At 73.3% G+C, this 9,394-nt stretch carries 5 protein-coding genes; 3 read left to right on the top strand and 2 right to left on the bottom strand.

Annotated elements, in window-relative coordinates:
* Positions 1–106: 106 nt before the first annotated feature.
* Positions 107–1,387, bottom strand: a complete 1,281-nt coding sequence (locus ACWDVG_RS19635) for an extracellular solute-binding protein (protein WP_451700537.1) — start codon at positions 1,385–1,387, stop codon at positions 107–109.
* A gap of 368 nt (positions 1,388–1,755) precedes the next feature.
* Here ACWDVG_RS19635 and ACWDVG_RS19630 point away from each other — a divergent pair, with 368 nt between their 5' ends.
* Together ACWDVG_RS19630 and ACWDVG_RS19625 are read left to right on the top strand one after the other, a co-directional pair.
* A complete protein-coding gene (locus ACWDVG_RS19630) occupies positions 1,756–2,778 on the top strand; it encodes a LacI family DNA-binding transcriptional regulator (protein ID WP_451700536.1) in 1,023 nt (340 codons plus the stop codon).
* A gap of 145 nt (positions 2,779–2,923) precedes the next feature.
* Complete coding sequence (locus tag ACWDVG_RS19625) at positions 2,924–3,868, top strand: phosphatase PAP2 family protein (RefSeq protein WP_451700535.1); 945 nt, start codon at positions 2,924–2,926, stop codon at positions 3,866–3,868.
* Positions 3,869–3,964: 96 nt separating this feature from the next.
* Here ACWDVG_RS19625 and ACWDVG_RS19620 read toward each other — a convergent pair whose 3' ends face one another.
* Positions 3,965–6,955 (bottom strand): bifunctional [glutamine synthetase] adenylyltransferase/[glutamine synthetase]-adenylyl-L-tyrosine phosphorylase, encoded by a 2,991-nt coding sequence (locus ACWDVG_RS19620; RefSeq protein ID WP_451700534.1) that lies wholly within the window; start codon positions 6,953–6,955, stop codon positions 3,965–3,967.
* Between the two features lie 267 nt (positions 6,956–7,222).
* On the opposite strand from ACWDVG_RS19620, the gene ACWDVG_RS19615 reads away from it, so the two are divergent.
* Positions 7,223–9,367, top strand: coding sequence for a PIG-L family deacetylase (locus ACWDVG_RS19615; protein WP_451700533.1), 2,145 nt, complete (start codon positions 7,223–7,225; stop codon positions 9,365–9,367).
* The last annotated feature ends 27 nt before the right edge of the window (positions 9,368–9,394 follow it).

The raw sequence follows: 9,394 nt of genomic DNA, 5'->3' as shown, positions 1-9,394 counted from the left end.
TGATTTCCTGTGCGGCGCCGCGGGCGGGGGGCGACGTGGTCGCCCGCGGCCTTCGCCACCGACTGGCTGGGAGTGTCCACAGCCATCAGCCGGCCTGCCTTCCTTCTTACTTCCAGTCCTTCAGGAGCTTGCGGTAGGCGTCGGCGACCGCCTTGGCGCCGGCGTCCGGGGACGTCTGGCCGGTGAGCACCTTGGTGTACTCGACCTTGACGGGCTCGAAGAGGCTGCCGCCCTCGGGGATCCACGGGCGCTCGACGGCCTTGTCGACGACCGGCTTGAAGAAGGTGATCATCTCGTTGGTCGCGACGTCCGGCTTGATGTAGACGGACTGCCGGGTCGGGAGGAGGCTGAGCTCCTTCGCGACACGGGTCTGGGACTCGACGGAGGTCATGTACTCGGCGAACGCGTAGGAGGCGTCCAGGTTCTTGGAGCCCGCGTAGACGGCGAGGTTGTGGCCGCCCTGCGGGGCGCCCTGACCGGCCGAGCCGGCCGGGACCGGGGCGATGCCCAGGTTGGCCTTGTCGGCGAACTCCTTGCCGGTGAAGGTGTCGGCGACGGCCCACGGGCCGTTGATCATCATCGCGACCTTGCCGTCCTTGAAGGCGGCCTGCATGTTGTCCCAGCCGTTGGTCGCGTCGGTGATCGCGGCCTTCGAGTCGACCAGGTCCTTGACGGTCTTGAACGCCTTCACGCCGGACGCGTCGCCGATGGTGATCTTCTTCTGCTCGGCGTCGACGAGGTCGCCGCCCTCGCCGTACAGGAAGGAGAGGAACCAGTACGGGTCGTCGCCGCGCAGGTACAGGCCGGTCTTGCCGGTCTTCTGCTTGATCTTGGCGGAGACGGACTTGAGCTCGTCGATGGTCTTGGGGACCTCGACGCCGGCGTCCTTGAAGATCTTCTTGTTGTAGAAGATGCCCATGGAGTCGATGACCTGCGGCACGGCGTAGGTCTTGCCGTTGTACTGCGTGGAGGCGGCGGCCTGCGCGAGGAAGTCGTCCTGCCCCTTCAGCGCCGGGGTGCCGTCGAGCGGGGCGAGGTAGCCGAGGTCGGCGAACTCGGGGGTCCAGGCGACCTCGGAGCGGATGACGTCGGGGGCGCCGGAGCCGGACTGCGCGGCGTTCTTGAACTTGTTCTGCGCCTCGCCGAAGGGCACGTTCACGTACTTGACCGTGACCTTCGGGTGCTTCTTGGTGAAGTCCTCGGCCAGCTTCTTGAAGACCTTGTCCTCGGAGCCGACCGTGGAGGTGTCCCACCAGGTCACGGTGCCGGAGAGCTCGCCCGAGCTCTTCGAGCCGCCGCCGTTGGAACCGCTGTCGCTTCCGCCGCACGCCGCCAGGGTCACGCCCAGGGCGGCGACCAGCGCGGTGGCCGCTATGCCACGCCGCATGTGAACTCCTTCAGTGATCCCGGTGGGACGAGGGGCTGACACCTTCCTCATGCGACCGCTCCCTCGCGGCGCTCCGGGTTGCCAGGAACGTAACAGGGATGAAAACGAGCCGAAAGACCTTGCGAGAAATTTCTGCAAGGCCCGGCGATCGTTACATCCGCGTGTCCCGAAGGTTGCCGAAGGATCGCTTGACAGCGGCCGGAAGGCCTCCCTTCCAGGGGATGCGTCGCTCTCCTGTCCGAAAAGCATCGTCTCGTGCGGGCCCCGCACGCACGGAAGAGCTGCAAGACCTTGCGGGGGTCCTTGCGGAAGGCCGAGGGCGCCGGGCCGGTGGGCAATACGCCCCGTGACCGGTACAGTCCACTGTCATGACCGCGCGGCTTGCCGACATCGCAACCCAGGCGGGGGTCAGTGAAGCCACAGTCAGCCGCGTGCTCAACGGCAAGCCCGGCGTGGCCCAGGCCACCCGCGAATCCGTCCTTGCCGCGCTCGACGTCCTCGGCTACGAACGGCCCGTGCGGCTGCGGCAGCGCAGCGCCGGCCTCGTCGGACTCATCACCCCCGAGCTGGACAACCCGATCTTCCCCGCGCTCGCGCAGGTCATCGGGCAGGCCCTGACCCGTCAGGGATACACCCCGGTGCTCGCCACCCAGACCCCCGGCGGGTCCACCGAGGACGAGCTCACCGACATGCTCGTCGAGCGCGGTGTCGCCGGCATCATCTTCGTCTCCGGTCTGCACGCCGACACCACGGCCGACATGACCCGGTACGACCAGCTCCGCGGCAAGGGCGTCCCCTACGTCCTGCTCAACGGCTTCTCCCCCAAGGTCCAGGCGCCCTTCGTCTCGCCCGACGACCGGGCGGCGATGCAGCTGGCCGTGACGCACCTGGCCGCGCTCGGCCACACCCGGATCGGCCTCGCCGTCGGCCCGAAGCGGTTCGTGCCGGTGCTGCGCAAGATCGAGGGCTTCCGCAAGGGCATGCAGGAGCGGCTCGGCCTCTCCCCGGAGGAGTCCGAGGAGCTGATCCAGCACTCCCTCTACACCCTGGAGGGCGGCCAGGCCGCGGCCGGGGCGCTGATCTCCCGGGGCTGCACGGCCGTCGTCTGCGCCAGCGACATGATGGCGCTCGGCGCGATCCGGGCGGCCCGGCAGCAGGGGCTCAGCGTGCCGAGGGACGTCTCCGTCGTCGGCTTCGACGACTCCCCGCTCATAGCCTTCACCGATCCGCCGCTGACCACCATCCGGCAGCCGGTGCAGGCGATGGGGCAGGCCGCGGTCCGCGCGCTGCTCGAGGAGGTGGGCGGCACCCCCGCCCCGCACTCCGAGTTCGTCTTCATGCCCGAGCTGGTCGTTCGCGGTTCCACGGCCTCGGCGCCGGCTCGTCCCTGAGTCATGGCCGGGCTCGTCCCTGAGGTCCGCGCCGGCTCGTCCCTGAGGTCGTGCCCGGGCTCGTCCCTGAGGGGGAGCGGGTGCGCCCCGAACCCGTCGGAGGGATGATCGGTCGGGGGAGGCGAATCTGGCACACTCTCTGCCTATGGGTGAAACGACCGTGAAGAGTTTGGACGACCGGACGACCCCGTCGTCACCCATCGTGGCCGACGGCCGGTGGGCGTGGCTGCGTGCGCGCACGCCCCGGCGCCCCCGCATCTGGTTCGAGCTGCTGCTGATCGCGGTGAGCTACTGGACGTACTCGCTCATCCGCAACGCCGTGCCGGAGCAGAAGGCGCAGGCGCTCAGGAACGCCGACTGGATCTGGCGGACCGAGGAGTCCCTCGGCCTCGCCTTCGAGCACGCCGTCAACCACGCCGTGAACTCGGTGACCTGGCTCATCGTGTCGATGAACTACTACTACGCGACGCTGCACTTCATCGTCACCATCGGTGTGCTCGTGTGGCTGTACCGGTGGCATCCGGGCCGTTACGCCGCGTTCCGCACGGTCCTCTTCGCCACCACCGGTGTGGCACTGGTCGGTTACTACCTGTACCCGCTCGCGCCGCCGCGGCTGATGGAGAGCCAGGACTTCATCGACACGGTCCTCGTCCACCACACCTGGGGCTCGATGGCCTCGGGCGACCTCAAGCACATGTCGAACCAGTACGCGGCGATGCCGTCGATGCACATCGGCTGGTCGCTGTGGTGCGGGCTGACCCTCTTCTTCCTGGCGCGGGCGCCGTGGGCGAGGATTCTGGGCCTGCTGTACCCGGCGGCGACGCTCGTGGTGATCGTCGCGACCGCCAACCACTTCTGGCTGGACGCGGTGGGCGGCATGATCTGCCTGGCCTTCGGCTTCCTCGTCTCCTGCCTCTGGTACGGATCGTGGCCGCACCGCCTCTCGAAGCAGGTGGCGTCGCCGGTCGCCCCGAAGGCCTCGGAGCCGCGGGCGCGGACCGGGCCCGCGGAGGCGGACGGGGAACCCGCGGCGGGGGCCGGTGCCACGGCGGGGGCCGAGGATCCGGAGCGCATCGGCTCCGGCAGGTAACGTGCCCGTACCGCGGAGCGGCCGGGGCCCGATCGAAGGATCGGGCCCCGGCCGCTCCGCATGGCCCCCCGGCACCACGGCGCCAGGAGGCACCTCCTACGCCGCCCCGTAGAACAGCTCCTCGACGATCGCGCGGGCCCTGCGGGTGATCCGCCGGTAGTCCTCGACGGCCTCCCCCACGTGGCCCGGGGCGTAGCCCAGGTACCGGCCGACCGCCGCAAGCTCGCGCGGGTCGGAGGGGAAGGTGTCGCCGGGGCGGCCGCGGACCAGCATCACCGCGTTGCGCACCCGGGTGGCGAGGACCCAGGCCTCGTCGAGGATCTGCGCCTCCTCCGCCCCCACGAGCCCGGCCGCGTGGGCGGCGGCCAGCGCCGCGCGGGTGCGGGTCGTGCGCAGGCGCGGCTCGGCCCAGCCGTGCCGCATCTGCAGCAGCTGGACGGTCCACTCGACGTCGCTGAGGCCGCCGCGCCCCAGCTTGGTGTGGAGCGTCGGGTCGGCGCCGCGCGGCAGCCGCTCGGACTCCATCCGGGCCTTGAGGCGGCGGATCTCGCGTACGGCGTCCTCGCCGAGGCCCTCGGCGGGGTAGCGGAGCGGGTCGACGAGCTCGATGAACCGCCGGCCGAGGTCCGGATCGCCGGCGATGGGCTCGGCGCGCAGCAGGGCCTGGCTCTCCCACACCAGCGACCAGCGGCGGTAGTAGGCGTCGTACGAGCCGAGCGTGCGGACCAGCGGGCCGCTCCTGCCCTCGGGCCTGAGGTCCGCGTCGATGAGGAGCGGCGGGTCGGTGGTGGGCAGCTGGAGCAGCCGGCGCATCTCGGAGACGACCCGGTTCGCGGCCCGGGCGGCCTCCTGCTCGGCCACGCCCTCGCGCGGCTCGTGGACGAAGAGGACGTCGGCGTCTGAGCCGTAGCCCAGCTCGTGGCCGCCGAAGCGGCCCATGCCGATGACGGCGAACCGGGTGGGCAGCTCCTCGCCCCACTCCGCCCGCACGGCGGCCCGCAGGGCGCCCGCGATCGTCGCCGCGTTGAGGTCGGTGACGGCCGCCCCGACCTGGTCGACGAGCGCGCCGGGGTCGGACTCGCGGGGGTTGTCCTCGGTGCCGTACGAGCCGATGAGGTCGGCGGCGGCGGTACGGAACAGCTCGCGGCGGCGCACCCCGCGCGCGGCGGCGACGGCCTGCTCGGGGCCGTCCGCCCGGCCCACGGCGGCGAGGACCTCCTGCTCCAGGTGGTCCCGGCCGCGCGGCTTCAGGCCCTCCGGGTCGCCGAGGAGCGCGACCGCCTCGGGGGCGCGGAGCAGCAGGTCGGGGGCGAGCTTGCCGGCGGAGAGCACACGGGCCAGGTTCTCGGCGGCGGCGCCCTCGTCGCGCAGGAGCCGCAGGTACCAGGGGGTCTTGCCGAGGGCGTCCGAGACGCGGCGGAAGCCGAGGAGGCCGGCGTCCGGGTCGGCGGAGTCCGCGAACCAGCCGAGCAGCACGGGCAGCAGGGTGCGCTGGATGGCGGCCTTGCGGGTCACGCCGGAGGCGAGCGCCTCCAGGTGCCGCAGGGCGGCGGCCGGGTCGGCGTACCCGAGGGCTTCGAGGCGCTGGCCCGCGGCCTTCGGGCTGAGCCGGATCTCGCCGGGGGCGAGCTGGGCGACGGCGTCGAGCAGCGGCCGGTAGAAGAGCTTCTCGTGCAGGCGGCGGACCACGGCCGCGTGGCGCTTCCACTCCTTGGTGAGCGCGGCGACCGGGTCGGTGCGCAGGCCCAGGGAGCGGCCGAGGCGGCGCAGGTCGGCCTCGTCCTCGGGGACGAGGTGGGTGCGGCGCAGCCGGTACAGCTGGATGCGGTGCTCCATGGCCCGCAGGAAGCGGTAGGCCTCGTCGAGCTGGGCGGCGTCGGCCCGGCCGACGTAACCGCCGGCGGCGAGGGCGGCGAGCGCGTCGAGGGTGGTGCCGCTGTGCAGGGTGGCGTCGCTGCGGCCGTGCACCAGCTGGAGGAGCTGGACGGCGAACTCGACGTCCCGCAGCCCACCGGGGCCGAGCTTGAGCTCGCGCTCCACCTGGGCGGCGGGGATGGTGGCGACGACCCGGCGGCGCATGGCCTGGACGTCGGTGACGAAGTTCTCGCGCTCGGCGGCCTGCCAGACCATCGGGGAGACGGCGTCGATGTACTGGGCGCCGAGTTCGGCGTCGCCCGCCACCGCGCGGGCCTTCAGCAGCGCCTGGAACTCCCAGGTCTTCGCCCAGCGCTGGTAGTAGGCGAGGTGGGAGGAGAGGGTGCGGACGAGCGGCCCGTTGCGGCCCTCGGGGCGGAGGTTGGCGTCGACCGGCCAGATGGTGCCCTCGACGGTGGTCTCGGAGCAGATCCGCATGAGGTGGGAGGCGAGGCGGGTCGCGGCCTGGACGGCCTTGGACTCGTCGGCGCCCTCGGCCGGCTCCCCCACGAAGATCACGTCCACGTCGGAGACGTAGTTGAGCTCGTTGCCGCCGCACTTGCCCATCGCGATCACGGCGAGCCTGCACTGGGCCGCGTCGGCGGGCGCGGCGGCCCGGGCGATGGCGAGGGCGGCGCGGAGGGTCGCGGTCGCCAGGTCGGCCAGCTCGGCCGCCGTCTGGGCCACGTCGGTGGTGCCGCACACGTCACGGGCGGCGATGGCGAGGAGGCAGCGGCGGTAGGCGACCCGCAGCGAGACGGCGTCGGTGGCCGCGGCGAGCCCGCGCTCGAACTCGGCGACCCCCGGGTGCAGGTCGGCCGCCTCGTACGTGACGAGGGACTCCCAGTCGCGGGGGTGCCGGGCGAGGTGGTCGGCGAGCGCCTCGGAGGCGCCGAGGACGCCGAGGAGCCGGTCCCGGAAGGGCTTGGCGGAGAGCAGCGTGGTGGTGAGGGTCTGCCGCTCGGTCTCGGGCTGCGCCTCGACGAGGCGGACGAGGCCGCGCAGGGCGAGGTCGGGGTCGGCGGTGGCGCCGAGGGCTTCGAGGAGGACGGCGTCGCCGCGGAGGGCGGCGAGCTCGGGCAGGTCGAGGAGGCGCTCGGCGTCGGAGGGGTGGGTGAACCCGTGCCGCAGCAGCCGTGAGAACGTGCTGCTCCTGCGCCCCGGCACCGTCATTCCGCAGCTCCCTCCAGGCGGGTCGGGCCGGTGGTGCGGCCCCGGCGTCGAGCCTATCCGCAGGTGGGCGGCCGGGCGTCCACGCCTTCGTATCGAAGCGGATCACACGTGAGATCTCGCACAATGATCGCTTTTTCGGGTCGATGAACCGTATTTCTTGTAAGTCAGTCTTGTTTGACTGTCTGCGTCTTGTCCGACCGCCTGCCCCTCCCACCTCGTCCGTCCGTCCCGCACCGTCCCGCACCGTTCCGAAAGCGCGCCACACCGATGCCCGTCCGCCTCCGCCGTCCCGCTCTCCCCTCCCGTCGCAGGGTCGTCCAGGCGACGACGGCGACCGTCCTGGTGGGCGGCACGTTCGCCGGGCTGCTGTCGGTGACGACCGCGCCCGCGCGGAAGGTGACGGTGCCGACGCCCCGGGCCTCGCACGCGCCGTCGTCGGCGTCGGCTTCGTCGCCGACGGGTCCGGAGCGGTCGCCGGCGGGTCCGGAGCACGGGGCGTCGGCGGGTCCGGAGCACGGGGCGTCGGCGCGGCCGGCCGGCCCGGCCACCGCCTCCGTCGTGCAGATCGTGGCCCACCCGGACGACGACCTGTTCTTCATGAACCCGGACATAGGCCAGTCCCTGCGCTCCGCGCACCCCCTGACCTCGGTCTACCTCACGGCGGGCGAGTCCGACGGCGTCAACGCGCGCCCCGCCGACGCGCCCGCCACCGAGCCCGACAAGGCGCGCTACGCGGAGGCCCGCCAGAACGGCATACGCGCCGCCTACGCCGAGATGGTCACCGGGGACCGGACCAGCGCCTGGGAGCGCACCTCCCTTCCCACGGCCGGCGGCGGCGCGGCCGAACTGGACACGCTCCGGGCGAAGCCGCAGGTCAAGCTGGTCTGGCTGCAGCTCCGCGAGGCCGGTTCCATCAGCGACGACCGTCCGCACAGCCTCAACGGCCTCTGGCACGGCCGGATCGACGCGCTGGAGTCCCAGCGCTCCTCCGGCACCCCGGTCGGCGCCGACTTCACGTACACGAAGGAGCAGGTCGTCGCCACGATCGCCGGGCTGCTCGACCACTTCCGGCCGACGTTCGTGCGGATGCAGGACCCGACGCCCGGCACGTACGAGAAGGACGGGCGGCTCCGGGACCACCAGGACCACCTGTACGGGGCGCGGTTCGTCCAGGCGGCGCTCGCACGGTACGCGGACGCCCCCGGGCACCCCCGCGTCGGCGTGCAGAACTACCTCGGCTACCCGACGAGCACCCTGCCGCACACCCTGGACCCGGACACCGCCGACGCCAAGCTGCGCACCCTGAAGACGTACTCCTGGCTGGACGGCGTCAACGACTGCGCCGACCTCGCGGGCTGCGGCGACCTCAAGGTGGCGGCGCGGCCCGGCGGCCGGGGCTGGACGCAGACCGTGCGGTACGCCCGGGGCACGTCCACCTCCTGGGTGCAGCGGGGCCCCGACGGCTCGCTGTACGCCTTCGCCGTCCTCGACGGGCGGCTCGCGACCTGGCGGAAGCCGGTCGGCGGCGGCGCCTGGCGCGGTCCCGCACTGCTGCCCGGCGACGGCCTGGACACCGGCGTCACCTCCGTACGGCTCCCGGACGGCCGGATCGCGGTCTTCGGGACCCGTACGACCCTGGGCGGCAGCGCCTCGGCGTACGGGCGTGAGGTGGTGACGACGGCGCAGACGGCGCCCGGCGGCGCCTTCGGCCCGTGGCGCTCGCTCGGCACGCCCGAGCCGGACGACGCGCGGGGCACCTCGGACATCAGCGCGCCCGCCGTGGCGGTGGGCCCGGACGGGCGGGCCACGGTCGTGCTGCGGGACAGCGCGCACCGGCTGACCGCCCGCGAGGAGCGCGCCGACGGCGGCTGGGAGCCGTGGCGGACGCTGGGCGGGGCGGACGTGTACGGCGACCCGGTGGCGGCGACGGACGCGCGCGGGCGCGGCTACGTCTTCGCCAGCACCCCGACCACGGTCCTCGCCTGGTCGCGGGAGCGGGTCGGCGGGCCGCTGGCGGGCCCGCTGCGGACCGGGCTCCCGGCCACGACCCTGGCCCTGAGCGCGGTCCCGGCGCCGGACGGGGACGGGGTGCGGCTCTGGTTCCGCAAGCCGGCCTCCGGTGACCTGCGGACCGCGGACTTCTCCGGGACCGGTCTCGTCTCCCCCGTCACCGAGCTGGCGGGCGGCGTCGCGGGCTTCGGCCCGGTGAGCGGCGTCCCCGCGGCCGGGGGGCTGCTCGCGGTGCGGTCCCGCACCGGTTTCCTGGCGACGGCGCCGCTGGGCAGGGCCGGGACGCGGCCCGTCTGGACGCAGGAACGGTTCCTCTTGGCGGGGGCGCCGGACGCGGGCGCGGAGGGCGTGGCGGCGATCGGACTCGACGGCCGCCTGCACTGGACGCCCGCGGTCCGCTGACCCGGTCGGGCTCGGGCGACTGCGGAC

Source organism: Streptomyces sp. NPDC003327 (assembly GCF_053589515.1).
Note: the sequence above shows the minus strand (reverse complement) of the source record. Positions and strands in the feature narration are given on the sequence as shown.

Bases quoted from the DNA above. Each gene is read 5' to 3' on its own strand.
- ACWDVG_RS19635 (WP_451700537.1), bottom strand. From the start codon at position 1,387: ATGCGGCGTGGCATAGCGGCCACCGCGCTGGTCGCCGCCCTGGGCGTG.
- ACWDVG_RS19630 (WP_451700536.1), top strand. From the start codon at position 1,756: ATGACCGCGCGGCTTGCCGACATCGCAACCCAGGCGGGGGTCAGTGAA.
- ACWDVG_RS19625 (WP_451700535.1), top strand. From the start codon at position 2,924: ATGGGTGAAACGACCGTGAAGAGTTTGGACGACCGGACGACCCCGTCG.
- ACWDVG_RS19620 (WP_451700534.1), bottom strand. From the start codon at position 6,955: ATGACGGTGCCGGGGCGCAGGAGCAGCACGTTCTCACGGCTGCTGCGG.
- ACWDVG_RS19615 (WP_451700533.1), top strand. From the start codon at position 7,223: ATGCCCGTCCGCCTCCGCCGTCCCGCTCTCCCCTCCCGTCGCAGGGTC.